This window comes from Agrobacterium tumefaciens, assembly GCF_017726655.1.
In the GTDB taxonomy this organism is placed as follows: domain Bacteria; phylum Pseudomonadota; class Alphaproteobacteria; order Rhizobiales; family Rhizobiaceae; genus Agrobacterium; species Agrobacterium tumefaciens_B.
In genome coordinates this window covers 1,761,275-1,786,747 of sequence record NZ_CP072308.1, presented here as the reverse complement: position 1 = coordinate 1,786,747, position 25,473 = coordinate 1,761,275, and the positions used below count along the sequence as shown (strand labels likewise).

Genomic DNA, 25,473 nt, shown 5'->3' with positions numbered 1-25,473 from the left:
TCCCCATGGTTGCCGAAATCCTCAATCATGACATTTGCGAGAACAATGTCGTCATTCCTGCTCGTCCGGACATAGCTCAGGACAATGAGGGTCTTTTCGGGCGTATCGGCAAGCTGGAAACACGGCTGGCAAGAAACGAACGAGAGATCGATGCCGCGCAATCCGTGCGTTACCGGGTCTTTGTGGACGAGATGAAGGCGCGCCTTCCCGCAGAAGCGATGCGGCGCCAGCGCGACTTCGACGCCTGGGACAGCGTTTGCGATCATCTGCTTGTTCTCGACAAGTCGATCGAAGGCGACAGCGAGGACCAGATCGTCGGTACCTATCGCCTGCTGCGGCAGGATATCGCGATGGCAAATAACGGCTTTTATTCAGCCAGCGAATTCGACATCGCTGGCCTCGTCGCACGTCATCCCGGCAAGCGCTTCATGGAACTTGGCCGCTCCTGCGTGCTGCCGGAATATCGCACCAAACGCACCGTCGAGCTTCTGTGGCAGGGCAACTGGTCTTATGCGGTCAAACACCGCATGGACGCGATGATCGGCTGCGCCTCATTCCCCGGCGTGCAGCCGGAAGCGCACGCGCTCGCCTTGTCCTTCCTGCACCATAATTGCCTGGCAAAGGGAGAGTGGGAAGCGGTCGCGCTCCCCGAACTCTACCACGAAATGGACCTCGTCCCGGCAGAGGCGCTCAACGCCCGCAAGGCGCTGAATGCCATGCCGCCGCTGATCAAGGGTTACATGCGTCTCGGGGCCATGTTTGGCGCTGGCGCGGTCGTTGATCATGCTTTCAACACGACCGATGTCCTGGTGGTTCTGCCGGTATCATCCATCGCCGGCCGTTACATCAGCTATTATGGCGGCGAGGCCGAACGCATCAACGGTTGATCGGTTTTTGATCTGCGCCATCAGGATGTTCCTGTGGGCAGCGCATCCGCGTCTGTTGTCTTGGGGCGGCCATTCCCGCTAGTGTCGGCGCTCATTTTCCGCAACACGATATGACATCGGCAGGCCATTGACGGACGTTCTGACAACCGCTTCCCTGATCTCGGAAGAGAGCCGCGCGACGGCCACTCCGATGATGGAGCAATATATCGAGATCAAGGCGAACAATCCCGGTTCGCTGCTGTTCTACCGCATGGGAGATTTTTACGAATTGTTCTTTGACGATGCGGTGGAAGCGTCCCGCGCTCTCGGTATCACCCTGACGAAACGCGGCCAGCATATGGGTCACGATATTCCCATGTGTGGCGTTCCCGTTCACGCGGCGGATGACTATCTCCAGAAGCTTATCATGCGCGGATATCGCGTGGCTGTCTGCGAACAGGTCGAGGATCCGGCAGAAGCCAAGAAGCGCGGCTCGAAATCCGTGGTCAAGCGCGATGTGGTGCGGCTCGTCACACCAGGCACGCTGACGGAAGAAAAACTGCTGTCGCCGACGGAATCCAACTATCTGATGGCGCTGGCGCGTATTCGCGGCAGTGTAGAAGCACAGTTTGCGCTCGCCTGGATCGATATTTCCACCGGCGTTTTCCGTCTGGCGGAGACGACGCTTACCCGGCTTCTCGCCGATATCTGGCGCATCGATCCGCGCGAGTTGATCGTCGCCGACACCCTGTTCCACGATGATGAACTTCGGCCGGTTTTCGATGTGCTCGGCCGGGTCGCGGTGCCCCAGCCGGCCATTCTCTTCGATAGCGCGACAGCGGAAGGGCGCATCGCGCGTTATTTCAACGTCTCGACGCTCGACGGATTCGGCACGTTTTCACGCGTGGAGATGGCCGCTGCCGCTGCTGCGGTTGCCTATGTCGAAAAGACGCAGATTGCCGAGCGCCCACCACTTGGCGCGCCTGAGCGGGAAAGTGCCGCCTCCACGCTGTTCATCGATCCCGCCACCCGCGCCAACTTGGAGCTCGTAAAAACGCTGTCGGGTGACAGGGACGGCTCGTTGCTGCATGCGCTGAACCGAACGGTCACCGGCGGCGGCGCGCGGCTTCTCGCCGAGCGGCTGATGTCACCCTTGACCGATCCGGAGAGGATCAATGCCCGTCTCGATGCGGTCGCTTATCTCATCGACGATGTCTCTCTCTGCGACGGTCTGCGCGATGCGCTGAAGCAGGTTGCCGATATGCCGCGTGCGCTCTCCCGCCTGGCGCTGGAGCGCGGCGGCCCACGCGATCTCGGCGCGATTAGACAGGGCTTGGCGTCGGCCGAGAGAATTGCCGCCATTCTTGATCAGGGGCTGTTGCCGGAGGAGCTTGCCTCGGCCCTTGCCGATCTGAAAGCCTTGCCACGCGGACTGGAAGCCATGCTCGGCTCGATGCTGGCCGACGATCTGCCGCTTCTGAAGCGCGATGGCGGCTTCCTGCGTGAGGGCGCCAATCCCGAACTCGATGAGGTGCGGGCGCTGCGCGATCAGTCGCGCCGGGTGATAGCGGGGTTGCAGCTGCAATATGCCGAGGAAACCGGGATCAAGTCCCTCAAGATCAAGCACAACAACGTACTTGGTTATTTTATCGAGGTGACGGCGGGCAATGCCGATGTGATGACGGCGACCGATGAGGCGAAGGCCCGCTTCATCCACCGCCAGACCATGGCGGGTGCCATGCGTTTCACCACCACAGAGCTTGCCGATCTCGAAAGCCGCATCGCCAATGCCGCGGCCGAGGCTCTGACCATGGAGCTGGAAGCCTTCGAGCGGATGGTTGAGGCAGTGGTAAAGCAGGCGGAGGCGATCAAGGCGGGTGCGCTGGCACTAGCGGTCATTGATGTCGCCTCAAGCCTTGCTTATCTCGCCACCGAACAGGCCTATTGCCGCCCGATCGTCGATGCCTCCATGACCTTCTCGATCAAGGGTGGGCGGCACCCCGTTGTGGAGCAGGCTTTGAGGCGGCAGTCAGCCGGACCCTTCATTGCCAATAACTGCGACCTGTCTGCCGTCAATGGCGGCAAGAACGGCGCGATCTGGCTGCTCACCGGCCCCAACATGGGCGGTAAATCCACGTTCCTGCGCCAGAATGCTCTGATCGCCATCCTCGCGCAGATCGGTTCCTTCGTGCCGGCGGAAGCCGCCCATATCGGCGTCGTTGACCGGCTGTTTTCGCGTGTCGGCGCGTCTGACGATCTGGCGCGTGGCCGCTCGACCTTCATGGTGGAGATGGTGGAAACTGCCGCCATTCTCAATCAGGCGACGGATCGCTCGCTGGTCATCCTGGACGAGATCGGCCGGGGTACGGCGACCTTCGACGGACTTTCCATCGCCTGGGCGTCGGTGGAGCACCTGCATGAGGTCAACCGCTGCCGCGGCCTTTTTGCCACCCATTTCCATGAGCTCACCGTCCTGTCGGAAAAGCTGGGCCGCCTTTCCAATGCCACGATGCGGGTAAAAGAGTGGGAAGGCGATGTCATCTTCCTGCATGAAGTCGGACCGGGCGCTGCGGATCGTTCCTACGGCATTCAGGTGGCGCGGCTCGCGGGCTTGCCGGCCTCGGTGGTGGAGCGCGCCCGCGAGGTGCTGACGAAGCTGGAGGATGCCGACCGCAAGAACCCGGCAAGCCAGCTGATCGATGATCTGCCGCTGTTCCAGATCGCGGTTCGCCGCGAGGAAACGCGCAAGGCAGGACCATCAAAGGTGGAGGAAGCCCTGAAAAGCTTCAACCCGGACGAAATGACCCCGCGTGAGGCATTGGACGCGCTCTATGCGCTAAAGAAAGAACTTGGCAAGGCTTGAAGGGATAGAGTGCCTGTCCATAGCCTCTGAAACTCTTTATAGGACACTCCCAACGCAAGCGGTGGGATCTCCCACAGGACATGGATACCGGCATAGATGGCCATCAAGGACCTGGATTTTTCCGACATTCTCGATGTATCGGCGCTGAAGCGAGACTGCGACGTCATCTTCAGGGAAGACGGCAAGCGCATCGCCGACATCAGGTCCGATCTGCTGCCGATCTTCCGCAAGGCCAGCACGGAAGGTCGGGAGAAGGTGCGGGAGCTTTTGAAGGCGGATGGCAGTGGCATCGATTGTGCCCGACGCATCTCCTGGCTGCAGGACCGGCTGATCGAAACCCTCTACGATCTTACCTGCCAATATGTCTATCCGAAGGATGCGCCGCAGATCGCGGTCGCCGCGGTTGGCGGTTATGGACGCGGCACACTGGCGCCGGGATCGGATATCGACCTCCTGTTCCTGCTTCCTCCGAAGAACACGCCTGACATGCACAAGGCAGTGGAGTTCGTGCTCTATCTCCTCTGGGATCTCGGCTTCAAGGTCGGCCACGCCACCCGCACCGTGGATGAGTGCATTCGGCTTTCAAAATCCGACATGACGATCCGCACCGCCATTCTGGAAGTGCGGGCGATCTGCGGCAGGAAATCCCTGACCGACGACCTGGAAAAGCGTTTCGAGTCGGAAGTCGTCACCGGAACCGGCCCTGAATTCATCGCCGCCAAGCTCGCCGAGCGTGACCAGCGCCACCGCAAGGCTGGCGATACGCGTTATCTGGTGGAGCCGAACGTCAAGGAAGGCAAGGGCGGCTTGCGTGACCTGCACACGCTGTTCTGGATCGCCAAATATTATTACCATGTCCGTGATACGGCGGATCTCGTCAAACTCGGCGTTTTGTCGCGGTCGGAATTGAAACTGTTCGAAAAGGCCGATGATTTTCTCTGGGCCGTCCGTTGCCAGATGCATTTCATCACCGGCAAGGCGGAGGAACGCCTTTCCTTCGATATTCAGCGCGAAATTGCCGATGCGCTGAACTATCAGCCGCGCCCCGGCCTCTCTGCCGTCGAGCGCTTCATGAAGCACTATTTCCTTGTCGCAAAGGATGTCGGTGATCTCACCCGCATCGTCTGCGCCGGTCTGGAAGACAGGCAGGCGAAGGACGTGCCTGGCCTTTCCGGCGTGCTCAGCCGCTTCGCCCACCGCGTTCGCAAGATTCCGGGTTCCGTGGAGTTCGTGGAAGACCGGGGCCGCATCGCGCTCGCCAAACCCGATGTGTTCAAGAACGATCCGGTCAATCTCATCCGGCTCTTCCATATCGCCGATATCAACAATCTCGAACTGCACCCCGATGCCTTGCGCGTCGTCACTCGTTCGCTTTCGCTCATCAATGACGAGCTGCGGGAAAACGAGGAGGCAAACCGGCTTTTCCTGTCGATCCTGACCTCGCGGCGCGATCCGGCGCTGACGCTGCGGCGCATGAATGAGGCCGGTGTGCTCGGCAAATTCATCCCCGAATTTGGCAAGATCGTCGCGATGATGCAGTTCAACATGTATCATCATTACACGGTGGACGAGCATCTGATCCGCTCCGTCGGCGTGCTGTCGGAAGTGGACAAGGGAACAGCGGTCGATGCCCATCCGCTCGCCAATCAGCTGATGCCCGGCGTCGAGGAACGCGAGGCGCTTTATGTGGCGGTACTGCTGCACGATGTCGCCAAGGGCCGGCAGGAAGATCACTCCATTGCTGGCGCGCGTGTGGCGCGCAAGCTCTGCCAGCGCTTCCGTCTCACCGGCAAGCAGACTGAAACGGTTGTCTGGCTGATCGAGCAGCATCTTTTGATGTCCATGGTCGCCCAGACGCGAGACCTGCACGACCGCAAGACCATCACTGATTTCGCCGACAAGGTGCAATCCATGGAGCGGTTGAAGATGCTGCTTATCCTGACGGTCTGCGATATCAGGGCTGTCGGTCCGGGTGTGTGGAACGGCTGGAAGGGACAGTTGCTGCGCTCGCTGTACTATGAGACGGAACTGCTTCTGTCAGGCGGCTTCTCGGAAGTCTCCCGCAAGGAGCGCGCGCAGATTGCCCGCCAAGCGCTCTACGATGCCCTTGACGACTGGGGCCAGAAGGCGCGGCGCAAATATACCAAGCTGCATTACGAGCCCTACCTGCTGACTGTGGCGCTGGAAGACCAGGTGCGCCACACCCGCTTCATCCGCGAGGCCGACAAGCAGGAGAAGGCGCTCTCGACCATGGTGCGCACCCATTCCTTCCACGCCATCACGGAAATCACTGTTCTGGCGCCCGACCACCCGCGCCTGCTTTCGATCATAACCGGCGCATGCGCCGCGGCTGGCGCCAACATTGCCGATGCGCAGATTTTCACCACCTCCGACGGGCGGGCGCTCGATACGATCCTTATCAACCGCGAATTTCCGATTGACGAGGACGAGACGCGGCGCGGCAACAATGTCGGCAAGCTCATCGAAGAAGTTCTCTCCGGCAAGCAGCGCCTGCCGGAAATGATCGCCACCCGCACCAAGAGCCGGAAGAAAAAGAGCGCCTTCACCATTCCGCCTTCGGTGACGATCTCGAATGGTCTGTCCAACAAGTTCACCGTGATCGAGGTCGAGTGCCTCGACCGGCCGGGGCTTCTGGCCGACATGACGGCGGTCATCGCCGACCTGTCACTCGACATTCACTCCGCCCGCATCACCACCTTCGGCGAGAAAGTCATCGACACCTTCTACGTGACCGACCTGTTCGGCCAGAAGGTGACGACGGACAACCGGCAGGCCAGCATCGCGCAACGCCTGAAGGCTGTGATGAGCGAGCAGGAAGACGAATTGCGCGACCGCATGCCGAACGGCATCATCGCCCACCCAGACGTGGCGGCCCTGCCGGCCGCGCGCACGGCAAAGGCTTGATAGTCCCATGAGTCTGATCGGCAAGTTCGCCACCGTCGGCACCGCCACGCTCGGCAGCCGCATTTTCGGCTTTCTGCGCGAAACGCTGATGGCAGCCGCCGTCGGCACCGGACCGGTGGCCGATGCTTTCAACGCCGCTTTCCGCTTCCCAAATACCTTCAGGCGACTTTTCGCCGAGGGTGCATTCAACTCTGCCTTCGTGCCGCTTTTCGCCAAGGAAATCGAAGCGAATGGCATGGAGGGTGCAAGGCGCTTTTCCGAAGAGGTCTTCGGCGTCCTGTTCACGGTGCTCCTGGCCCTGACAATTTTGATGGAATTGTCGATGCCGTTCATCGTCCGCACCGTCATCGCGCCGGGCTTCCTAGAAGATCCGGTGAAGTTCGATAACACTGTCCGCCTTGCGACGATCATGTTTCCCTATCTCGCCTGCATGTCGCTCGCGGCGATGATGGGCGGCATGCTGAACTCGCTGCACCGTTATTTTGCGGCGGCGATCGCACCGGTTTTCCTCAATATCATTCTCATCGGCGTGCTGGCGCTGGCCTGGTGGAAAAATTACGATCCGCTGCAAGTCGGTTACGCGCTCTCATGGGGCGTGATGGCGGCAGGTCTCGTGCAGCTCGCCATCGTCTGGATTGCAGTGCGCAATGCCGGTATGCGCATTGGTTTCCGCAGACCACGGCTCACAAAGAATGTGCAGCGCCTTCTGGTCCTTGCCCTGCCGGCAGCAATCACCGGGGGCATCACCCAGATCAATCTGCTCATCAACACCAACATCGCGTCCGGCGGCGAAGGTGTCATATCCTCCCTTGCCTATGCGGACCGCATCTATCAACTGCCGCTCGGTGTCGTCGGCATCGCTGTTGCCACGGTGCTCCTGCCGGAACTGGCGCGCGCGCTGCGCGGCGGCCATATGGTGGAGGCCGGAAGCCTGCAGAACCGCTCGGTCGAGTTCGTGCTCTTCCTGACCCTGCCCGCTGCCGCGGCACTTCTCGTCATGGCCGAACCCATCGTTCGTTTCCTGTACGAGCGCGGCAATTTCGCGCCGTCCGCAACGATCACCGTTTCACAAATCCTCGGCATCTACGGTTTGGGCCTTCCCGCTTTCGTGTTGATCAAGGCCTTCATCCCCGGTTTCTTCGCGCGCGAGGACACCCGCACGCCAATGATCTTCGCGGCGATTTCGGTTGTCGTGAATGTCTCGCTGGCGCTCACGCTTTTCCCGCGCCTCGGCGGTCCCGGCATCGCTATCGCGGAAATCACCGCTGGCTGGGTCAACGCCGCGCTGCTGTTTGGCATGCTCCTGTGGCGTGGTCACTGGCATCTGGATATTCCGCTGCTCACCCGTATCCCGCGCCTGCTCTTGGCCGCGGCGTTAATGGCCGTATTTGTGCATTATGCGCTGACGTGGCTGACCTTCGAGCTGTCTTCCGCCTCGTCCATCTTCGTGCGTGCCGGCACGATCATGGGCCTCGTCTTTGCCGCCATGCTGGTCTATTTCGTGCTGGCTTTCGTGTCTGGAGGTGCCGACATCGGCATGGTGAAGCGGGCCGTCCGCAAGCGCGGGAAAAAGACGGCCGAGACGGAGGCTGGCTGATGTCCTTTGCTGAAAACCGCCGCATCGCCATCGTTACCCTCGTGGTTGATGACTACGATCGGGCGAAGGCGTTTTATTGCGATGTTCTCGGCTTCGAGTGCCTCTCCGATGAGCCACTGGACGACGGCAAAAGGTGGCTGGTGGTCAAGCCGCAGGGCGCTGACGGTGGCGCCCTTCTGCTTGCCGAGGCGGATGGCGAAGAGCAGCGACGCGCCATCGGCAACCAGACCGGCGGCCGTGTCGGATTTTTCCTGCATACCGACGATTTCGCCCGCGACCATGAAACCATGATTGCACGCGGCGTGTGCTTTCTGGAACAGCCGCGCCATGAGGCTTATGGTTCCGTCGCGGTCTTTGCCGACCCTTACGGAAATCGCTGGGACCTTCTTCAGCCGCGCCGTGGATAGCCCTTGAAACCGCTTGATTGCAAGGGGCTGCGGGTGCATAAGCGCGCGTGCAATTGCAAACACGGGGCGGGGCCCTCCACAAGCCTTTTCGAGGACGACAATGAACGCATTCAAGCCGCTGGTTTTCTCGGGCGTCCAGCCGACCGGCAATCTGCATCTCGGCAATTATCTGGGCGCGATCCGCAAATTCGTGGCGTTGCAGGAAGATAATGACTGCATCTATTGCGTCGTTGATATGCACGCCATCACCGCCCAGCTCGTTCACTCGGACCTGAAGGCGCAGACCCGTTCGATCGCGGCCGCCTTCATCGCTTCGGGCATCGATCCGGTGAAGCACATCGTCTTTAACCAGTCGGCCGTGCCGCAGCATGCGGAACTGGCATGGGTGTTCAACTGCGTGGCGCGCATCGGCTGGATGGAGCGCATGACGCAGTTCAAGGACAAGTCCGGCAAGAATACCGAACAGGTCTCGCTCGGCCTGCTCGCCTATCCGAGCCTGATGGCTGCCGACATTCTCGTCTATCGCGCCACCCATGTTCCTGTCGGCGATGATCAGAAACAGCATCTGGAGCTTGCCCGCGACATTGCCCAGAAATTCAATATCGATTTCGGTGACCATATCCGCAAGACGGGTCTTGGGCTCGACATTACGGTTGGCGATGAGCCGGTGCATGCTTATTTCCCAATGGTGGAACCGCTGATCGGCGGGCCGGCACCGCGCGTCATGTCCTTGAAGGACGGCACCAAAAAGATGTCGAAGTCCGATCCTTCCGATCTGTCGCGCATCAACCTTATGGATGACGTCGACGCGATCTCGAAGAAGATCAAGAAGGCAAAGACCGATCCCGACGCGCTGCCGAGCGAACTGGAAGGTCTGAAAGGCCGTCCGGAGGCCGAAAACCTCGTCGGCATCTATGCAGCCCTGTCAGACAAGACCAAGGCGGATGTCCTTGCCGAGTTCGGTGGCCAGCAGTTCTCAACATTCAAGCCGGCCCTCGTCGAGCTTGCCGTCAACGTGCTTGCGCCCGTCAATAACGAGATGCGTCGTCTTCTCGATGACCCGACCCATATCGATGCCATCCTCAGCCAAGGTGGTGAGCGGGCGCGTGCCATCGCGGAAAAGACGATGAACGAGGTGCGCGATATCATCGGCTTCCTGCGCTGACAGGTCGCTGCCACGCGAGTGCGGCGGGCGGTTTGCGCCTGCCGTGATTTGATATAATCTCCGCTCGAACCGTCGGGCGGTTTTTCGGATCACGGCGGATTTTGGGAGTACAGAATGGTTTCAACACGGCTGTCGCGTATGGAAGGGCATCGCCGCAAGTTTCTCGCTGTAATCGATGACACACCGGAATGCGAAAGGGCCGTGCATTATGCCGGTCGTCGCGCCAAGAATTCCAATGGCGGTCTGGTACTGCTTTACATGATCCCGGAAGGCGATTTCCAGCAATGGCTGGGTGTCGAGCAGATCATGCGGGCCGAAGCGCGTGAGGAAGCGGAAGCCACCCTCGCCAAGATCGCCCAGAAGGTACGCGAAACGATCGGCATCGAGCCGGAATCCGTCATTCGGGAAGGCAGCGCCACCGAGCAGATTCACGGGTTGATCGAGGAAGATCGCGATATCGCCATTCTGGTATTGGCTGCCGGATCAACGAAAGAAGGGCCGGGACCGCTGGTTTCCTCCATCGCCGGACGTGGTGCGGCCTTCCCGATCCCAGTCACCGTTCTACCCGACACCTTGTCGGATGAGGAAATCGACGCACTTTGCTGACCCTCCAAGGGTTGGATTGAAGAGTTGGCGATTTCTTGAATGTAATTATCATGTCAGGGCTTGAAGTGTAGCTTCGCCGGGCGTATTTTTGGAAGAATTCTAAATTGCGGGGCGTGAACGGCGACCTCGAAGGAGACAGACAATGTTCATTCAGACGGAAGCGACGCCGAATCCCGCTACGCTCAAGTTCCTGCCTGGCAAGGTGGTGCTGGAAAGCGGGACCGCTGAGTTTCTCAACCCCTCGCAGGCGCAGGCCTCGCCGCTCGCTGAAAGGCTCTTCACCATTCCGGGTGTGACCGGCGTCTATTTCGGTTTCGACTTCATCACCGTTACCAAGGATGATGCCGAGTGGCAGCATCTGAAGCCTGCCATTCTCGGCTCTATTATGGAACATTTCATGTCCGGCCGGCCAATCATGGGCACGGCGATTGCGGCCGAAGTTTCGGACGAGGAAGGTGAGTTCTTCGAAGAGGGTGACGAAACCATCGTCGCCACCATCAAGGAACTGCTGGAAACTCGCGTCCGCCCTGCCGTGGCGCAGGATGGCGGCGACATCACGTTCCGCGGTTTCCGTGATGGTACGGTGTTCCTGAACATGAAGGGCGCCTGCTCGGGTTGCCCATCCTCCACCGCCACGCTGAAGCACGGCGTTCAGAACCTGCTCCGCCATTTCGTGCCGGAAGTGCTCGAAGTCGAAGCGGTATGACGTTCTAAGCCAGGCCCCGCCATGATTGTTCTCGCACTCGACACGTCAGGTGTTGATTGTTCCGCCTGCGTTTATGACAGTGCCTCCGACAAGGTGCTCGGCGACGTGTGCGAAACGATCGGCAAGGGCCATGCCGAAAGGTTGATGGCCGTCATCGACGGTGCCCTGCAGCAGGCGCAATTGCCGCTGCAGCAAATCGAGCGCATTGCTGTGACCATCGGTCCTGGGTCCTTTACGGGCATCCGGGTCGGTGTCGCGGCAGCGCGAGGTTTTGCTCTGTCGCTTGGCGTCGATGCGGTTGGTGTCACCACGCTCGAGACGATCGCTTTGCATCATCTCCTCGAAAACCCGGGCCACCCCGTGGCGGTAGGGCTCGATGCGAAACGTGGCGAGGCCTATCTCCAGACATTTGCAGCCGATGGATCGCCGCTCCGTGAAGCGGTCCTGCTTTCTCTCGATGATGCAAAGGCGGCTCTTTCGGGTTTCGATGGCGCCGTCATCGGCTCGGCCGCACCGCTCTTTGCAGGGCAGGAAAGCGGCTCGGGCCCGGATCATTTTCCGATTGCCGCTGTCGCTCGAGCCGGTGCCCGCAAACCGGCTGGCCAGCCCAAACCCGCGCCGCTTTACCTGCGTGGACCGGATGCCCGGCCACAAACAGGTTTTGCGCTGGCACGCCGGGACGTTGCCTGATACGGCATGCATCAGTGCATGTTTCTGATTCCCGATATTGGCGATGTTTGACGATTACCTGAGCTGGAAACCCTATTTCGAGATCGTGCCGATGCAGCACGAGGATTGCGCTGCCGTGGCGGACTTGCATGCCCTGCGCTTCCCGCGTCCCTGGAATGATGGAGAGTTCTCAGGCCTGCTGACTCAGGGCTCGGTTTTCGGCGCTGTCGCCCGCCAGACTAACGCTTTTTTCAGCAAGCCGCTGGGTGGTTTCATATTGGCGCGTGAAGTGGCCGGCGAGGCGGAAATCCTCACCGTTGCGGTGTCGGAAAAATTCGCGCGCGCCGGTCTCGGCTGGCGGCTGATGCAGTCGGCCATCCGCGAGGCGATGATGCGTGGCGCCGAAACCATGTTCCTCGAGGTGGATAATAACAACGCCTCTGCCGTCGGACTTTACAGGAAGCTGGGTTTCAAGACGGTTGCGGAACGGAAGGCCTATTATACGGCGAAGGATGGATCGAAGTCGACGGCGCTTGTCATGCGCCGCGATCTTCGCTAGTTCCCTGCGACAGGCATTTTTTCGGCGAAAGCCGCAAACCGGAATTCTCAAAAGGCCAGAAGACGTGACAGACCTTTCGAAAACGCTGGAGGAGCTCTGCGCCGAGCGCGGCATGCGCATGACGGACCAGCGCCGCGTCATCGCCCGTGTTCTTCAGGAATCGGCGGATCATCCCGATGTCGAGGAGCTCTATCGCCGTTCCTCCGCCGTCGATCCACGCATCTCGATTTCCACGGTCTATCGAACGGTCAAGCTGTTCGAAGATGCGGGGATTATCGAGCGGCACGATTTTCGCGACGGTCGCTCGCGTTACGAGACGGTTCCAGAAGAACATCATGATCATCTGATCGACCTCAAGAACAGCGTCGTGATCGAATTTCACTCGCCCGAAATCGAGGCGCTTCAGGAAAAGATCGCCCGCGAGCATGGCTTCAAGCTGGTGGATCACCGTCTGGAACTTTACGGCGTGCCTCTGAAACCCGAAGAACGCTGAGGCCCATGTGAGCAGGCGGGCGTTCTCATTATGATGTGGTTGCGCACGGCCTATATTGCGGTCGTTCTCCTGGTCGTCACGCTGGTCCTGCTGCCGCTGCAACTCCTGGGGCTTGCGTTCAATTGGCATCTGCGCCGCCGCATCCCACGCATCTGGCACCGCATCGCCTGCCACGTCCTCGGCATCCGTGTCCATGTCCATGGCGATCTCGAGCGCGCAAAGCCGCTCATGCTGGCAGTGAACCACGCCTCGTGGAAGGATATCCTCGTTCTGGGCAGCATCGCCGATGTGGTGTTCATTGCCAAAACCGAGGTGCGGGACTGGCCGGTCTTCGGCTGGCTCGCTCGGTTGCAGAAAAGCATTTTCGTTCAGCGGGAGCAGAAGCGCAGCACCGGCGCCCAGGTCAGCGAGATTGCCAGCCGCATGGCGGACGGGGAAATCGTCGTCCTGTTTCCGGAAGGCACGACGTCGGACGGAAACCGCGTGCTCCCCGTCAAATCTTCGCTGTTCGGCGCAGCTTCCACCGCAGCCGATCAGGTTCCCGGAAAGCTGGTATACGTCCAGCCCGTGGCGATTGCCTATACCCGGGTGCAGGGCATGTCCATGGGACGCTACCACCGCGTCATTGCCGCCTGGCCGGGCAGCATCACACTCGTGCCGCATCTGCTCGGTATCATCAAGGCGGGCAACATCGATGTCGACGTGACATTCGGCGACAGTATCCCCTTTCACAACACGGACAACCGCAAGCGCCTCACAACCGATATCACGTCTACAATCCGCTCCATGCTGGCATTCAGCCTGCGCGGCGGCTGGCGCGATTAGCAGATGTGTTCGCCTTTCCGGCATTTTTCTGTTTAATCTGGCCGGGAAAAACACTAGATAGCCGCCATGACCCAGGAAACGCTTGGCCTCGAAGCCCCACCCGTGAACGCCCGTGAAGGCGCAAACAGCCGCAAGGTTTTCATCAAGACCTATGGCTGCCAGATGAACGTCTACGATTCCGTCCGCATGAGCGATGCGTTGGCGAAGGATGGGTACGTTCAGACGGAGGATATGGGCGAGGCGGATCTGGTTCTCTTGAACACCTGTCACATCCGCGAAAAGGCAGCAGAGAAGGTTTACTCCGCGCTCGGCCGTCTGCGAGATATGAAAAAGTCGCGCGAAGAGCAGGGCCGCGAATTCATGATCGGTGTTGCCGGCTGTGTGGCGCAGGCGGAAGGCGAGGAAATTCTGCGCCGTGCCCCCGCCGTCGACGTCGTCATCGGACCGCAGACCTATCACCGCCTGCCGGACGCCTTGAAGCGCGTGCGCGGTGGCGAGCGTGTCATCGAGACGGAATATGCGGTCGAGGATAAGTTCGAACACCTGCCGGTCGCGGAGAAATCCACTTTGCGCACACGCGGCGTCACCGCGTTCCTGACGGTCCAGGAAGGCTGCGACAAGTTCTGCACTTTCTGTGTCGTGCCGTACACCCGCGGTTCGGAAGTATCCCGGCCTGTGCGCCAGATCGTCGATGAAGCGATGAAGCTGGTGGATGCGGGCGTGCGTGAAATCACGCTGCTCGGCCAGAACGTCAACGCCTGGCAGGGCGAAGGCGCGAAGGGCGAAAAATGGGGCCTTGCCGAACTGCTTTACCGTCTGGCGGAGATTCCCCGGCTCGCGCGGCTTCGTTACACCACCAGTCACCCGCGTGACATGGATGATCGCCTGATTGGCGCGCATCGCGATCTGCGCATTCTCATGCCCTATCTGCACCTGCCGGTACAGTCGGGCTCTGACCGCATCCTGAAGGCGATGAACCGCCGTCACACCGGTGAGGAATATATCAGGCTGATCGACAAGATTCGCTCCGCCCGCCCTGATATCGCCATGTCCGGGGACTTTATTGTGGGTTTCCCCGGTGAGACCGCTCGCGATTTCGAAGACACGATGGCGATGGTCGAAACGGTCAAATACGCGCAGGCCTTCTCGTTCAAATATTCGACCCGCCCCGGCACGCCGGGCGCCGATCTGACCGATCAGGTCGATGAGGACGTCAAGGCCGAGCGGTTGGAAAGATTGCAGGCGCTGTTGCTGCGGCAGCAGAAGGAATTTGCGGAGTCGCTCGTCGGAAAAACGATGGATGTGCTGCTGGAAAAGCCCGGTCGCATGCCTGAACAGTTGATAGGTCGCTCTCCGTGGCTGCAATCCGTGAATCTTGATGCAAAGAATTTGAAAATCGGTGACATTGTTAATGTACGAATCACCGCAACGGGTCCAAACAGCTTGTTTGCCGAGGTGGCAGGGAGTTAGAGTGGGGAGCCGACACTGATTGGGACAGGAGCCTGACCGCTTGAACGCACACGAATTGGTATCAAATTCATCGCGCCAGCCACGCCCAGCCGCGACCGACGCCAATCACTTCGTCCTCACGTTCGAGAATAACAGGATAGCGGGAGAGCTATTCGGTCAGTTCGATCAGAACCTGAAGCTCCTGGAGCAGCGCCTCAATATTGACGCCCGCCCCCGCGGCAACTCCGTCGCCATCACCGGCGATGTGGTTTCCACCAACCAGGCCCGTCGCGCGCTTGATTTCCTTTATGAGCGTTTGCTTAAAGGTGGCGCCGTCGAGCTTTCTGACGTGGAGGGGGCAATCCGCATGGCCGTCGCAGCTGACGACCAGCTGACGCTGCCGACCATGGAGCGCAAGGCGAAAATTTCCATGGCGCAGATTTCAACGCGTAAGAAGACCATTTCGGCACGGACGCCCACGCAGGACGTCTATATGCGAGCGTTGGAACAATCCGAACTCGTATTTGGTGTTGGCCCCGCTGGCACGGGCAAGACCTATCTGGCTGTGGCGCACGCGGCGCAGCTTCTGGAGCGTGGCGCGGTCGATCGCATCATCCTTTCGCGTCCGGCCGTCGAAGCGGGCGAGCGTCTGGGCTTCCTGCCCGGCGACATGAAGGAAAAGGTCGATCCGTATCTCCGCCCGCTTTACGACGCGCTGTATGACATGATGCCGGGTGACAAGGTGGAGCGCGCCATCCAGGCGGGTGTCATCGAAATTGCGCCGCTCGCCTTCATGCGTGGTCGCACACTCGCCAACGCCGCGGTCATTCTGGACGAAGCCCAGAACACGACGACGATGCAGATGAAAATGTTCCTGACACGCCTTGGCGAAAACGGCCGCATGATTGTGACCGGTGACCCAAGCCAAGTGGACTTGCCGCGCGGCGTGAAGTCCGGCCTCGTGGAAGCCCTGCAGATCCTGACGGAGGTGGAAGGCGTGTCCGTTGTGCGGTTCAAGGATGTGGATGTTGTCCGTCACCCGATGGTGGCGCGCATTGTCCGGGCCTATGAATCCCATACGGCCGTGCCGGATGAGAGCCTGCTGAAGGGCGACTGACGAAAAGACAATGACAGCTCTGGATATTCAAATCAGCGTGGAGGCCGAAGGCTGGTCCTCGGAAGAGGACCTGTCTGCCTTTGCGTCAAAGGTGCTGGATGCGGCGGTCGATTTTCTGAAGCGGAAAGAGGATCAACCCTTTCCGAAAATGCCGGTCGAACTCTCGCTGGTCTTCACCGACGATGAAAATATCCGGGAAATCAACGCCGAATGGCGTGACAAGGACAAGGCGACCAACGTCTTGTCTTTCCCTGCTTTTCCGCTGGAACCGGGCGGAATGCCGGGCCCGATGCTGGGCGATATCGTCATCGCACGTGAGACGGTTGAGCGCGAGGCTCTTGAACTTGACAAGAGTTTCGAGGATCATCTGACCCATCTTCTCGTTCATGGGTTCCTGCATTTGTTCGGTTATGACCACATGGATGAGGAAGAAGCGGAAGAAATGGAGTCGCTTGAGACTCGCATTTTGGCGGTGCTTGGCCTATCTGATCCCTACGCGGGTCAAGAGCCGCTTTAAATATTGTCTGGAGCCATGAACGAACATTCTGCACGACCTGCCAATGAGGGCAGAGAAAACGGCGAGCAGTCCTCTTCGGAGGAGGGCAGTAGTCACTTACGTCAGGACTACAATGCCAAACCGAGATCGACCATCTGGTCACGCATCGCGCGGTTGCTGAAACCATCCCAGGGCGAACGCCTGCGCGAGGATTTGACCGACGCGCTGATGGACGACACCGAAATCGGTGCGGCCTTCACGCCCGAAGAACGGGCGATGCTGCACAACATCCTCCGCTTCCGGGAAGTCCGCGTTGAAGATATCATGATCCCACGGGTCGATATCGACGGTCTGGACCAGAATATGACGATCGGCGATGCGCTGATCCTCTTCGAGGAAACCGGGCGCTCCCGCATGCCCGTCTATGACGAGACGCTGGATGACCCCAAGGGCATGATCCATATCCGCGACCTCCTGGCCTACGTCGCCAAGCAGGCACGCAACAAGCGTCGGGCTGGATCGCGCAGCGTCACCTACACGGAAGTGAAGTCGCCCCGTTCGCCGCGTCCCAATTTCGATCTGGCGCGGGTTGATCTCGAAAAAACGGTTGCCGATGCGGGTCTCGTGCGCAAGATCCTCTTCGCACCGCCGTCCATGCTTGCCTCTGATCTCCTGAAAACCATGCAGGCGCAGAGAACGCAGCTCGCTCTCGTCATCGATGAGTACGGTGGCACCGACGGTCTCGTCAGCCACGAAGACATCGTTGAGATGGTCATCGGTGACATCGATGACGAGCACGACAAGGATGAGGCGATGTTTTCGCGCCTTTCCGCCGATGTGCTTGTTGCCGATGCCCGCGCGGAGCTTACCGAACTTGCCGATGCCATCGGCCCGGATTTCGACGTGCGGGAACATCTGGAAGAAATCGATACACTGGGCGGGCTCATCTTCTTCGCGCTTGGCCGTATCCCGACCAAGGGTGAGGTCGTCAGGGCCGTCCCGGGCTTCGAGTTCCAGATCCTCGACGCAGACAGCCGGCGCATCAAGGGCGTCCGTATCGTCCGCGATCACGGGTCCGAGGGTGAGGATGATCGAGCTCCGGAAGATGCAAGCGCCGTCATTGCGCTGCCGGCTCCAGATGTGCGTCTGATCACACATCAACAAAACGCGGAATAATGGGGCGACGGGATATCCCGTCACCTTCCGATTGTTCGACATCGGTGGGGTGATGCGCGAAAGGCCTGAGAAAGTGGCTGGCGTCATCCCTTGTGTGGACTGCGAATCTTTTTTCCTTTACGTCGATTCCAGGGGAAATTTTGCGGGCGCAGCAGCCTTGCCGCGAGCGGGCGCTGCCGAATGGGCATTAACGGAGTTGGCATGGAGCGTCTTGCAGGCAGGTTAATGCTGGCCAGCGGCATGAGCCGCGCGTTGATCGCGATCGCCGCCGGCGCGATCGGGGCGCTCGCCCTACCACCATTCGGTTTTTTTGCCGCACTGTTCCTGTCTTTCACACTGCTTGTCTGGCTTATCGATGGTTGCACCGCAAAGCCTGGTGGTGGCCTCTTCAATCGCGCCTTGCCGGCCTTCGGTATAGGCTGGTGTTTCGGCCTTGGTTATTTCGTGGCCGGGCTGTGGTGGCTGGGCAATGCGCTGCTTCTCGAAGCAGATGAATTCGCCTGGGCTCTGCCGCTTGCCATCCTCGGCCTGCCGGCATTTCTGGCGCTGTTTTACGGTTTTGCGGTTGCGGCTGCCAATCTCCTCTGGTCCGATGGCTTGGGCCGCATTGCGGCGCTGGCGGCTGCCTTTGGTCTGACGGAATGGTTGCGTAGTTTTCTGGCGACCGGCTTTCCCTGGAACGCCATCGGCTACGGCATCATGCCTATTCCTGTCATGATGCAATCTGTGCACTTGCTGGGGCTTTTCAGCATAACGACGCTTGCCGTCTTCATTTTTGCCGCGCCGGCGTTGATTGCGACGAAAAAAGGCATGGCGCCGGGTCTCGCAATTGCTGGCCTCTTATTGGCGGGTCATGTTGGTTACGGCCTTTACCGCCTACAGACACCGGCCGAGACGCCGGCGGATGCGTTGACCGTCCGCATTGTCCAGCCGTCCATCGATCAATCGCGCAAGATGCTGAATGGTGACCGCGCGGAAATCTTCGCAGAGCACCTGCGACTATCCGCGCTGCCACCGGGAGACGGCAAGAAGCGCCCCGACATCATCGTCTGGCCGGAAACCTCTGTCCCGTTCATCTTGACGCAGAATCCAGACGCGCTGACGGAAATCGCCAAAACGCTTGATGATGGCCAAGTTCTGTTTACCGGCGCCGTCCGAATGGAGGATCAGGGCGCCGGGCGACCACCGCGCTATTACAATTCGGTCTATGCGATCGATAGTCAGGGGGAGATCATCGGAGCGGCCGACAAGGTGCATCTGACCCCCTTTGGTGAATATGTTCCCTTTGAGAATGTGCTGCGCGAATTCGGTATCAACAACGTCATTGCCCTGCCGGGTGGCTTTTCCGCTGCGTCATCCCGCACGTCGCTGACCCTGCCATCTGGGAAGAGGTTCTACCCGCTGATCTGCTACGAGATCATTTTTCCCGGCGAGATGACACCCGAGCTTCAAGGGGCAACAGCGATCCTGAATGTGACCAATGATGGCTGGTTTGGCGATACGCCTGGGCCCTATCAACATTTTCTACAGGCACGCATACGGGCTGTTGAAACGGGTGTCCCGGTGATTCGCGGTGCCAATACCGGCATCTCGGCCGTCATCGACCCCTATGGCCGCATCGTTGCTGGTCTTGACTATGGTCAAGTCGGCACTATTGACGCCACCTTGAGTGGTGGGTCTCGTGATGCTATCGGTTACGACACACATCGGACGTATTTCTGGTTGATTTTTTCTTTGATGATGATTGTTGCGGCGGGCGGTGCGTGGAGTTTTGCGCGCGGCCGGAATTGACCGCGCACCCCCCACAATTGCATAGTGAATAGGTCAGTCGTAAAACAAGTTTGGCCGTTGTCCCAATACCGGCTTATTTCTTAGAATATTAGTGAAGCACTATATCAACCCTTTCCGAGTGTCAGGACCGCATGATGACCGAAAATAAGAAAAAGCCTAACCCCATCGACATTCATGTCGGCAGCCGAATTCGCCTTCGCCGGACCATGCTCGGCATGAGCCAGGAAAAGCTCGGTGAGAGTCTTGGAATTACCTTTCAGCAAATCCAGAAATACGAAAAGGGCACGAACCGTGTTGGCGCCAGCCGCCTGCAGAATATCTCGGCGATCCTGAACGTACCCGTTTCCTTTTTCTTCGAAGATGCACCCGGCGATCAGCCTGGCGGAACGCCCGGAATGGCGGAAGCGTCCAGCTCCAACTACGTGGTAGACTTCCTGTCGTCTGCCGAAGGTCTGCAACTGAACCGGGCTTTCGTGAAGATCGCCGATCCAAAGGTTCGTCGCCGCCTTGTCGATCTTGTCAAGGCGCTCGCCGCCGAGGGTGACGCGGAGTAATCTGCGCTCTCGCCATAATATTTCCGGCACGGGATGCCGGGCACTCAACGGTCCGCAAGGACCGTTTTTTTGTGTCGAATTAGAAAGGAATTCTCACATAAAGATATATTTATGTGGTTGTGTCCTTGTTTTTCGTGGCCGAAATGACTAAAAAATCTGGAGACCGTTCTTTGAGGGGAATCCCGCATGCGTGCCAATTACCTGTTCACCAGCGAGTCCGTGGCCGAGGGTCATCCGGACAAGGTTTGTGATCGTATTTCCGATGAAATCGTGGATCTCGTTTATCGTGAAGCGGCCAAGACGGGCGTTGACCCGTGGACCGTGCGCATCGCTTGTGAAACGCTTGCCACGACCAATCGCGTCATTATCGCGGGTGAGGTTCGCGTTCCCGACACGCTGCTGAAGAAGGACAAGGACGGCAAGATCGTCAAGGATGCTTCCGGGCATCCGGTCATTAACCCTTCCAAGTTTAAGTCCGCCGCCCGCAAGGCGATCCGCGACATCGGATATGAACAGGACGGTTTCCACTGGAAGACCGCCAAGATCGACGTTCTCCTGCATCCGCAGTCTGCCGATATCGCACAGGGCGTGGACAACGCTTCCGATAAGCAGGGTGACGAGGGTGCGGGCGACCAGGGCATCATGTTCGGCTACGCCTGCAAGGAAACACCGGATTTGATGCCGGCGCCGATCTATTATTCCCACCGCATCCTGCAACTGCTCGCTACCGCGCGTAAGAGCGGCGAAGGTGAGGCAGCAAAGCTCGGCCCCGATGCCAAGAGCCAGGTAACCGTGCGCTACGTCGACGGCAAGCCTGCCGAAGCGGTGTCCATCGTTCTCTCCACGCAGCATCTGGATGCCAACTGGGATTCGAAGAAGGTTCGTGCCGTTGTCGAGCCCTATATCCGTGAGGCTCTCGGCGACCTGAAGATCGCCGACGATTGCCAGTGGTATATCAACCCGACGGGCAAGTTCGTTATTGGTGGTCCGGACGGTGACGCCGGCCTGACCGGCCGCAAGATCATCGTCGACACATATGGTGGTGCGGCCCCCCATGGTGGCGGTGCATTCTCCGGCAAGGATACGACCAAGGTCGACCGTTCCGCAGCCTATGCGGCGCGCTACCTCGCAAAGAACGTCGTTGCTGCCGGCTTTGCTGATCGCTGCACGATCCAGATTTCTTACGCCATCGGCATCGCCCAGCCGCTGTCGATCTATGTCGATCTGCACGGAACGGGCAAGGTCAGCGAAGATCAGGTCGAGGCTGCGATCCGCAAGGTTATGGACCTTTCGCCGTCGGGCATTCGCCGCCATCTCGATCTCAACAAGCCAATCTACGCCAAGACGTCTTCCTACGGCCATTTCGGCCGCAAGGCCGGTCGTGATGGCTCCTTCTCCTGGGAGAAGCTCGATCTGGTGAAGCCGCTCAAGGAAGCTTTGAGCGCTTAAGCATTTCCAGTAAAAGTGCGTAGCGGTTTTACGTCTGGAAAATGCGTCAACTAGATATCGCGCTTGTTATTTGGCGGCGATTGAGAGATACCGTCTGCAACTTTGTAACCCGCACAGTGCCTCACGGGGTGCTGTGCGGGTTAAGTCTATTTGGTCTTGAGAGTATGAGATGACGGAAGAACGGCGTTCGCGCGCGACGGAAGCGTTTTTTGGCAGGCGCAAGGGCAAGCCGCTGCGCCATCAGCAGGTGGATACGATTGAAAACCTGCTGCCTTTGCTGAAACTCGATCTGGAAAGCGTGCCCCCGTCAAATCTCGTCACTCTTTTTCCGGCTGACGTCCGATCCATCCGGCTGGAGATCGGTTTTGGCGGCGGTGAGCATCTCGCCCATCGCGCCGTCGAAAACCCCGAAACGGGTTTTATCGGCGTCGAGCCCTTCGTGAACTCCATGGCCAAGCTGCTTGCCACCGTGCGTGAGCGTGAGCTCGTGAACATCAGGCTCTACGACGATGATGCGACGCAATTGCTGGATTGGTTGCCGGAAGGGTCGATCGATCACATCGATCTGCTTTATCCCGATCCCTGGCCGAAGAAGAAGCACTGGAAGCGTCGCTTCGTGTCAGACGTCAATCTCGCCCGCTTTCACCGCGTGTTGAAACCCGGCGGCAAGTTCTGCTTTGCCTCTGACATCGACACTTACGTCAACTGGACGCTGCAGCATTGCGCCCGGCATGGCGGCTTTGAATGGACGGCGACAAGCGCTGATGACTGGCGCACGCCCTATGCCAACTGGCCGGGCACGCGTTACGAGAACAAGGCAAAACGAGAAGGCCGCAGCTCGGCCTATCTCACCTTCATCCGTCGCTAAAGCATCTCCAGTAAATGCGCACCGCGGATTTACGTCCGGAAAATGCGCAAGCGGCAAGCCCCCTCAGAGCGCCGCGTCCACTTCCGCCGCCAGCGGAATGGAAGGCTGGGCGCCGGCGCGTGTGCAGGCGAGTGAGCCTGCGACTGCGGCCCGCTTCAATGCACGTTCGAATTCGATGCCCTGATCGAGGCTGGCGGCAAGGTAACCACAGAAGGTATCACCCGCGCCAACCGTGTCGAGCGGCTCGATCTTGAGGCCCGACGCCCTGTAGACCTTGCCATTACGAATGGCGATCACGCCGTCGGCTCCAAGCGTGACGATCAATGTCTGGCCGGTCGTCTCGTGAAGGGCCTTGAGTTCGGTTTCCCGCCCGTCGCTGGAGAGGCCATTCTTGCCGATCAGCAGCTCGAACTCGGTTTCATTGGCAATGACGATATCGGCAAGAGCGCTAAGGCGCGGTGCGTCTGCGGTCAGCGGCGCGGTGTTGATGATTGTGGTGATGCGTTTCGCCTTGGCAGCCGTCAGCGCCGCTTCGATCGCTGCAGCCGGAATTTCGAACTGCAGCATCAGAATATCGCCCGCAGCCATTTCGGATATGGTTCTTGTGGCATCGGATGCGGAAACCTCGCCATTGGCGGCAGGGATGACCGAGATCATGTTCTCTCCGCCTTCACCGATCAGGATCACGGCCGTACCCGTGGGGCCAGGGGCGGTTTTGACCAATGACAGATCGGTCCCCGCGTCGCGCAGCAAGGTCAGTGCCGGAGCGGCAAAGGTGTCATCGCCCGCAGCGCCCGCCATCTTGACCGTGGCGCCCGCGCGCCGCGCAGCCAGAGCCTGATTGGCTCCCTTGCCGCCGGCGGCCGTGGAGAATGTCTCTCCCGTCACGGTTTCACCGGGCTTGGGCAGGCGTTTGGCGGTCGCGACGAGGTCCATGTTGATGGAGCCGAAAACAGTAATCATGGGGCGCTGGGTCCGTATGAAATTTAAGCAAGGCGGCGACTTTGCCCGAGACGATCACTCGTCGTCAACTACCCGCAATTTGGCCGCACCGGCTCGGTTTTCCGCAAAGCGCCGGGCCTGGTCGATTTCTCCATGCGGCGCGTCTTTTTCCGTTGGGGAGAAATCGAGGCCCTCGATTTTCTGTCCGCGCGCCAATACCTTGTCAGAGGAGATGAGCATCATGTCGACGTCCTTCTGCGCAAGCCCGAAATGGGCTTGCAGCTTGCGCGTCCGATCGTCCAGCCGCCGCACATCGTCCATGAGCAGCGCCACTTCACCCTGAATGAGATGCGCCTGTTCGCGCATGCGCTGATCTTTGAGCACGGACTGGATGACCTGTACCGAGAGCATCAGCAGCGATGGCGAAACGATGACCACCCGGGCGCGGTGGGCGCGCTGTACCAGATATTCGAAATGCTGATGGATATCGGCAAAGATGGACTCGGACGGCACGAAGATGAACGCCGTATCCTGGGTTTCCCCACGAATGAGATATTTCTCGGCGACATCGCGAATATGCACTTCCATGTCCCGGCGGAACTGCTGCACGGCGGCGCGTTTGGTTTCAGGCGTCTCGTCCGCCTTGATGGCGTTCCAGGCTTCCAGCGGGAACTTCGCGTCGATGACGAGCGGCGGCGCGTTGTTCGGCATCTTGATGGTGCAGTCGGGCCGATAACCGTTCGAAAGCGTCGGCTGCAGCTGGAAGGCGCCCGGCGGCAGGGCGTCGGCGATCAGGGTCTCCATCCGTGCCTGTCCGAAGGCTCCGCGTGTCTGCTTGTTGGAAAGTATCGCCTGAAGCCCGACCACGTCCTTGGCCAGATCCTGAATATTGCCCTGCGCGGCATCGATGACCGCGAGGCGCTCCTGCAGGCGGCTTAGATTCTCATGGGTCGACCTGGTCTGCTCCGTCAGCGTTTCGCCAAGACGCTGCGACATGCCATCAAGCCGCTGGTTGAGCGTCTGGCTCATCTCGCTCTGGCGCGTGCCAAGCGTTTCCGCCATAGCCGCGATGCGTCCATGCAATTCGGACTGGGTTTTCAGGAGATCAGAGATTTCACCATCGGCTCCCGCCTTTTTCGACCGGTTTGTCGTCACAAGCCAGGTCACCGCGAGGCCGAAAACCACCGCAGCAAGCAGCGCGCCGAAGCTGATATCGACGGAGCCGGCCCGAAGCGCGGGCTCAAGGAGAATGGAGAAGTCTATGCTCATGACTAAATCTAGCAGATTTCCGATGATTCGTAAGATCAAACCAAGAACATTCCTGCGGCGGAAATGAGTCCAGCAGAGCGGATGCCGCCCGCCCTTTTCATCGTCGTGTTTTTTATTTCCTCTGCGCGAGAGATACGTTATGGGAAGCCATGACCATCAAACCGCTTATCATTTTGCCCGATCCCGTGCTGCGCCAGCAATCCAAGCCCATCGAACAGGTGGATGCCGAGGTGCTGCGTCTTGCCGACGACATGCTTGAAACCATGTATGATGCACCGGGGATCGGGCTTGCTGCTATCCAGATCGGCGTGCCGCGCCGGATGCTGGTGATCGATGTTGCGCGTGAAGGCGAAGAAAAGAACCCGATCGTCTTCATCAATCCGGAAATCCTCAAGGTTTCGGACGATATCTCCACCTATGAGGAAGGCTGTCTCTCGATTCCCGATTATTACGCCGAAGTGGAGCGCCCCGCGTCCCTCACCGTGCAGTATGTCGGGCGTGACGGCAAGCAGCAGACGGTCGAGGCGGACGGCCTGCTCGCAACCTGTCTCCAGCACGAGATCGATCACCTGAATGGTGTTCTGTTCATCGACCATATTTCGCGATTGAAGCGTGACATGGTCATCAAGAAATTCACGAAAGCAGCCCGCGCAAAAGTCTGATCCGGCACACAGCTGACCG

General features: G+C 59.4%; 23 protein-coding genes. 21 read left to right on the top strand and 2 right to left on the bottom strand.

Annotation, left to right across the window (positions count from 1 at the left end):
• Positions 1–5 precede the first annotated feature (5 nt).
• The 20 genes from AT6N2_RS08855 to trmB all read left to right on the top strand — a co-directional run bounded on the left by AT6N2_RS08855 (position 6) and on the right by trmB (position 22,581).
• On the top strand, positions 6–887 hold the full coding sequence (locus AT6N2_RS08855) for a GNAT family N-acetyltransferase (protein WP_063949535.1): 882 nt from the start codon (positions 6–8) through the stop codon (positions 885–887).
• A 190-nt stretch (positions 888–1,077) separates the two neighbouring features.
• Positions 1,078–3,729 (top strand): DNA mismatch repair protein MutS, encoded by a 2,652-nt coding sequence (mutS, locus tag AT6N2_RS08850; protein WP_233282499.1) that lies wholly within the window; start codon positions 1,078–1,080, stop codon positions 3,727–3,729.
• Between the two features lie 96 nt (positions 3,730–3,825).
• Positions 3,826–6,654 (top strand): [protein-PII] uridylyltransferase, encoded by a 2,829-nt coding sequence (locus AT6N2_RS08845; protein WP_209085780.1) that lies wholly within the window; start codon positions 3,826–3,828, stop codon positions 6,652–6,654.
• 7 nt (positions 6,655–6,661) lie between these two features.
• Positions 6,662–8,251, top strand: coding sequence for a murein biosynthesis integral membrane protein MurJ (murJ, locus tag AT6N2_RS08840; RefSeq protein ID WP_144576070.1), 1,590 nt, complete (start codon positions 6,662–6,664; stop codon positions 8,249–8,251).
• Positions 8,251–8,658, top strand: a complete 408-nt coding sequence (locus tag AT6N2_RS08835) for a VOC family protein (RefSeq protein WP_209085777.1) — start codon at positions 8,251–8,253, stop codon at positions 8,656–8,658. The genes murJ and AT6N2_RS08835 overlap by 1 nt, the downstream gene beginning before the upstream one ends.
• A 100-nt stretch (positions 8,659–8,758) precedes the next feature.
• Positions 8,759–9,823 (top strand): tryptophan--tRNA ligase, encoded by a 1,065-nt coding sequence (gene trpS, locus AT6N2_RS08830; RefSeq protein ID WP_063949540.1) that lies wholly within the window; start codon positions 8,759–8,761, stop codon positions 9,821–9,823.
• A 114-nt stretch (positions 9,824–9,937) separates the two neighbouring features.
• Positions 9,938–10,429 carry a universal stress protein gene (locus AT6N2_RS08825; RefSeq protein ID WP_209085774.1) on the top strand — a complete coding sequence of 164 codons (492 nt, stop codon included), beginning with the start codon at positions 9,938–9,940 and terminating at the stop codon, positions 10,427–10,429.
• A 142-nt stretch (positions 10,430–10,571) separates the two neighbouring features.
• A complete protein-coding gene (locus tag AT6N2_RS08820) occupies positions 10,572–11,135 on the top strand; it encodes a NifU family protein (RefSeq protein ID WP_063949542.1) in 564 nt (187 codons plus the stop codon).
• Positions 11,136–11,156: 21 nt separating this feature from the next.
• Entirely contained in the window at positions 11,157–11,825 is a 669-nt protein-coding gene (tsaB, locus tag AT6N2_RS08815) for a tRNA (adenosine(37)-N6)-threonylcarbamoyltransferase complex dimerization subunit type 1 TsaB (protein WP_144576066.1), read from the top strand.
• Between the two features lie 43 nt (positions 11,826–11,868).
• On the top strand, positions 11,869–12,363 hold the full coding sequence (locus tag AT6N2_RS08810) for a GNAT family N-acetyltransferase (protein WP_209085771.1): 495 nt from the start codon (positions 11,869–11,871) through the stop codon (positions 12,361–12,363).
• A gap of 64 nt (positions 12,364–12,427) precedes the next feature.
• The gene (locus AT6N2_RS08805) at positions 12,428–12,856 is read left to right on the top strand and encodes a Fur family transcriptional regulator (RefSeq protein WP_063949545.1); all 429 of its coding nucleotides are present in this window, start codon (positions 12,428–12,430) and stop codon (positions 12,854–12,856) included.
• Between the two features lie 30 nt (positions 12,857–12,886).
• Entirely contained in the window at positions 12,887–13,681 is a 795-nt protein-coding gene (locus tag AT6N2_RS08800) for a lysophospholipid acyltransferase family protein (RefSeq protein ID WP_063949546.1), read from the top strand.
• Positions 13,682–13,747: 66 nt separating this feature from the next.
• Positions 13,748–15,151, top strand: coding sequence for a tRNA (N6-isopentenyl adenosine(37)-C2)-methylthiotransferase MiaB (gene miaB, locus AT6N2_RS08795; protein ID WP_209085768.1), 1,404 nt, complete (start codon positions 13,748–13,750; stop codon positions 15,149–15,151).
• Between the two features lie 40 nt (positions 15,152–15,191).
• Positions 15,192–16,247, top strand: coding sequence for a PhoH family protein (locus AT6N2_RS08790; RefSeq protein WP_063949548.1), 1,056 nt, complete (start codon positions 15,192–15,194; stop codon positions 16,245–16,247).
• Between the two features lie 10 nt (positions 16,248–16,257).
• Positions 16,258–16,764, top strand: coding sequence for an rRNA maturation RNase YbeY (gene ybeY / locus AT6N2_RS08785; RefSeq protein ID WP_209085765.1), 507 nt, complete (start codon positions 16,258–16,260; stop codon positions 16,762–16,764).
• Positions 16,765–16,779: 15 nt separating this feature from the next.
• Complete coding sequence (locus AT6N2_RS08780; protein WP_144576058.1) at positions 16,780–17,919, top strand: hemolysin family protein; 1,140 nt, start codon at positions 16,780–16,782, stop codon at positions 17,917–17,919.
• Positions 17,920–18,120: 201 nt separating this feature from the next.
• Positions 18,121–19,710 carry an apolipoprotein N-acyltransferase gene (lnt, locus tag AT6N2_RS08775; protein ID WP_209085756.1) on the top strand — a complete coding sequence of 530 codons (1,590 nt, stop codon included), beginning with the start codon at positions 18,121–18,123 and terminating at the stop codon, positions 19,708–19,710.
• A 134-nt stretch (positions 19,711–19,844) separates the two neighbouring features.
• Positions 19,845–20,264, top strand: coding sequence for a helix-turn-helix domain-containing protein (locus tag AT6N2_RS08770; RefSeq protein ID WP_063949808.1), 420 nt, complete (start codon positions 19,845–19,847; stop codon positions 20,262–20,264).
• Between the two features lie 186 nt (positions 20,265–20,450).
• Positions 20,451–21,713 carry a methionine adenosyltransferase gene (metK, locus tag AT6N2_RS08765; protein ID WP_209085753.1) on the top strand — a complete coding sequence of 421 codons (1,263 nt, stop codon included), beginning with the start codon at positions 20,451–20,453 and terminating at the stop codon, positions 21,711–21,713.
• A 169-nt stretch (positions 21,714–21,882) separates the two neighbouring features.
• Positions 21,883–22,581 carry a tRNA (guanosine(46)-N7)-methyltransferase TrmB gene (trmB, locus tag AT6N2_RS08760; protein WP_209085750.1) on the top strand — a complete coding sequence of 233 codons (699 nt, stop codon included), beginning with the start codon at positions 21,883–21,885 and terminating at the stop codon, positions 22,579–22,581.
• Positions 22,582–22,644: 63 nt separating this feature from the next.
• Here trmB and AT6N2_RS08755 read toward each other — a convergent pair whose 3' ends face one another.
• Both AT6N2_RS08755 and AT6N2_RS08750 read right to left on the bottom strand, forming a co-directional pair.
• On the bottom strand, positions 22,645–23,544 hold the full coding sequence (locus tag AT6N2_RS08755) for a ribokinase (protein WP_209085747.1): 900 nt from the start codon (positions 23,542–23,544) through the stop codon (positions 22,645–22,647).
• Between the two features lie 54 nt (positions 23,545–23,598).
• Positions 23,599–24,792, bottom strand: coding sequence for a DNA recombination protein RmuC (locus AT6N2_RS08750; protein ID WP_209085744.1), 1,194 nt, complete (start codon positions 24,790–24,792; stop codon positions 23,599–23,601).
• 149 nt (positions 24,793–24,941) lie between these two features.
• On the opposite strand from AT6N2_RS08750, the gene def reads away from it, so the two are divergent.
• Positions 24,942–25,454, top strand: coding sequence for a peptide deformylase (def, locus tag AT6N2_RS08745; protein ID WP_063949556.1), 513 nt, complete (start codon positions 24,942–24,944; stop codon positions 25,452–25,454).
• Positions 25,455–25,473 lie beyond the last annotated feature (19 nt).

What these genes read in the sequence shown, in the direction of transcription:
- def (WP_063949556.1), top strand. Translation starts at nt 24,942, where the DNA reads ATGACCATCAAACCGCTTATCATTTTGCCCGATCCCGTGCTGCGCCAG.
- AT6N2_RS08810 (WP_209085771.1), top strand. Translation starts at nt 11,869, where the DNA reads ATGTTTGACGATTACCTGAGCTGGAAACCCTATTTCGAGATCGTGCCG.
- AT6N2_RS08800 (WP_063949546.1), top strand. Translation starts at nt 12,887, where the DNA reads ATGATGTGGTTGCGCACGGCCTATATTGCGGTCGTTCTCCTGGTCGTC.
- AT6N2_RS08855 (WP_063949535.1), top strand. Translation starts at nt 6, where the DNA reads ATGGTTGCCGAAATCCTCAATCATGACATTTGCGAGAACAATGTCGTC.
- AT6N2_RS08780 (WP_144576058.1), top strand. Translation starts at nt 16,780, where the DNA reads ATGAACGAACATTCTGCACGACCTGCCAATGAGGGCAGAGAAAACGGC.
- AT6N2_RS08825 (WP_209085774.1), top strand. Translation starts at nt 9,938, where the DNA reads ATGGTTTCAACACGGCTGTCGCGTATGGAAGGGCATCGCCGCAAGTTT.
- tsaB (WP_144576066.1), top strand. Translation starts at nt 11,157, where the DNA reads ATGATTGTTCTCGCACTCGACACGTCAGGTGTTGATTGTTCCGCCTGC.
- AT6N2_RS08755 (WP_209085747.1), bottom strand. Translation starts at nt 23,544, where the DNA reads ATGATTACTGTTTTCGGCTCCATCAACATGGACCTCGTCGCGACCGCC.
- miaB (WP_209085768.1), top strand. Translation starts at nt 13,748, where the DNA reads ATGACCCAGGAAACGCTTGGCCTCGAAGCCCCACCCGTGAACGCCCGT.
- trpS (WP_063949540.1), top strand. Translation starts at nt 8,759, where the DNA reads ATGAACGCATTCAAGCCGCTGGTTTTCTCGGGCGTCCAGCCGACCGGC.
- AT6N2_RS08750 (WP_209085744.1), bottom strand. Translation starts at nt 24,792, where the DNA reads ATGAGCATAGACTTCTCCATTCTCCTTGAGCCCGCGCTTCGGGCCGGC.
- mutS (WP_233282499.1), top strand. Translation starts at nt 1,078, where the DNA reads ATGATGGAGCAATATATCGAGATCAAGGCGAACAATCCCGGTTCGCTG.
- AT6N2_RS08770 (WP_063949808.1), top strand. Translation starts at nt 19,845, where the DNA reads ATGACCGAAAATAAGAAAAAGCCTAACCCCATCGACATTCATGTCGGC.
- AT6N2_RS08845 (WP_209085780.1), top strand. Translation starts at nt 3,826, where the DNA reads ATGGCCATCAAGGACCTGGATTTTTCCGACATTCTCGATGTATCGGCG.
- metK (WP_209085753.1), top strand. Translation starts at nt 20,451, where the DNA reads ATGCGTGCCAATTACCTGTTCACCAGCGAGTCCGTGGCCGAGGGTCAT.
- ybeY (WP_209085765.1), top strand. Translation starts at nt 16,258, where the DNA reads ATGACAGCTCTGGATATTCAAATCAGCGTGGAGGCCGAAGGCTGGTCC.
- AT6N2_RS08820 (WP_063949542.1), top strand. Translation starts at nt 10,572, where the DNA reads ATGTTCATTCAGACGGAAGCGACGCCGAATCCCGCTACGCTCAAGTTC.
- murJ (WP_144576070.1), top strand. Translation starts at nt 6,662, where the DNA reads ATGAGTCTGATCGGCAAGTTCGCCACCGTCGGCACCGCCACGCTCGGC.
- lnt (WP_209085756.1), top strand. Translation starts at nt 18,121, where the DNA reads ATGGAGCGTCTTGCAGGCAGGTTAATGCTGGCCAGCGGCATGAGCCGC.
- AT6N2_RS08835 (WP_209085777.1), top strand. Translation starts at nt 8,251, where the DNA reads ATGTCCTTTGCTGAAAACCGCCGCATCGCCATCGTTACCCTCGTGGTT.
- trmB (WP_209085750.1), top strand. Translation starts at nt 21,883, where the DNA reads ATGACGGAAGAACGGCGTTCGCGCGCGACGGAAGCGTTTTTTGGCAGG.